General features: G+C 69.9%; 3 protein-coding genes. 2 read left to right on the forward strand and 1 reads right to left on the reverse strand.

Translation table 11 applies throughout. The features are described from left to right. Positions 1-47 precede the first annotated feature (47 nt). Positions 48-287 carry a hypothetical protein gene (locus tag GY812_17710; protein MCP4437318.1) on the reverse strand — a complete coding sequence of 80 codons (240 nt, stop codon included), beginning with the start codon at positions 285-287 and terminating at the stop codon, positions 48-50. A gap of 3 nt (positions 288-290) precedes the next feature. On the opposite strand from GY812_17710, the gene GY812_17715 reads away from it, so the two are divergent. After that, complete coding sequence (locus GY812_17715; GenBank protein ID MCP4437319.1) at positions 291-1,136, forward strand: hypothetical protein; 846 nt, start codon at positions 291-293, stop codon at positions 1,134-1,136. Further along, on the forward strand, positions 1,133-1,548 hold a 416-nt coding region (locus tag GY812_17720; GenBank protein MCP4437320.1), incomplete at its 3' end, for a hypothetical protein. The genes GY812_17715 and GY812_17720, both read left to right, overlap by 4 nt.

Consider the following 1,548-nt stretch of genomic DNA (forward strand, 5'->3'; position numbering starts at 1 on the left):
ACCCTCATGGGGACCGCTACGCGGATCGCCCATGCAGCGCCTGTCACTCACCCGTGGGGTGGCACAAGACGACCATCGACCACAGCGCCACCGGCTTCCCCCTCGAGGGACGACACAACGAGCAGCCCTGCTACCGCTGCCACCCCAACGGGACCGGGGAGCAGGACGACACCACACCCGAGTGCGCCTTCTGCCACCGGGATCTGCACGGCGATCAGTTCGAGCAGGCGGGCTGCGAGCGCTGCCACCGGGGCTTCGAGCGCTTCGGCATCGAGTTCTTCGACCACAGCTTGAGCCGCTTCCAGCTGGTCGGCCGCCACTTTCAGGTGGAGTGCGCCGCCTGTCACAAAGAGGGGCACTACCGGCCCATCGACACCGCCTGCGGCAACTGCCACCAGAACTTCCACGCGCCCCAGTTCTCGACGGCCTGCAGCGAGTGCCACAGCGCGCACGCCTGGTCGCTGGTGGACTTCGACCACGACAAGCAGAGCGAGTACCCGCTGCGGGGCGAGCACCGCGCGCTGGACTGCACCAAGTGCCACGTGAACAACGACTACAAGGGGCTGCCCCAGGACTGCGCCGGCTGCCACCTGGACGTGCATCAGGGCAGTAAGGGGGCCGATTGTGCCCGTTGCCACACGGCGGCCGACTGGACGGCCAACCAGTCCCAGAAGCACGACTTCGGCGCCTTCCGACTCGAGGGGGTGCACGATCAGCTGGCCTGCGAGCGCTGCCACGGGCCCGACCGAGGGCGAGAGCTCGCGGGCACGGGCCCGGAGTGCGTGAACTGCCACCGCGATCCGCACTTCGGCAACCTGGGGCCGCTCTGCCTCGACTGCCACACCCAGCAGCACTTCCTGCCGAGCACCTTCCTGCACACCGAGACAGGCTTCCGCCTCAGCGGCGTGCACCGCTTCGTGGAGTGCCGGGATTGCCACCCTGGGCGGGTCTTCGGTGGCCTGCCGACGGACTGCCAGTTTTGCCACACGGACGACTATCAGGGCACCGCCGGCGGCGACTGCGATCACCTCATCGGCTGCCAGCCCGACGCCTGCCAGACCTGCCACACCACCCAGAGCTTCGTGCCCGCGCGCGCCGGTTCGACCTGCGGTGAGTGCACGAGCAGCCGACCGTGAGGGGGCTCTGCCTGCTCTTGGTGGTCGGCGCTGCGTGGGCGGCTGACGGCGAACTCGATGGACGCATGAGCCTACGCGGCCTCTACAGCGCCGACGACGGCGGCAACCCGAGCGTGGGCATGCTCTTCCTCGACGCGGACACCCAGGCCCGGGGCCTCACCGCGCCTTCCTCGATCGCGGGCAGCCTCGAGCTGGTCCTCGACGCCGGCTTCGTGCTCGACGCCACCGAGGCCCAGGCGCGCCGCTTCGGCCGGACCGAGAGCCTTGATCAGGTGCGTCAGGCCTACGTGCAGCTGCCGAAGTTGGCGGGCCGCGTCGACCTGAGGAGCGGCCGCGTGCTGCGCGCCGAGGCCGGCAACGCCTGGGTGGATGGCCTCGACGCCCAGCTCTGGTTTCCCGGTGAGCGCGCCAG

It is taken from the genome of Actinomycetes bacterium (assembly GCA_024222295.1).
Taxonomy (GTDB): Bacteria; Actinomycetota; Acidimicrobiia; order Acidimicrobiales; family Microtrichaceae; genus JAAEPF01.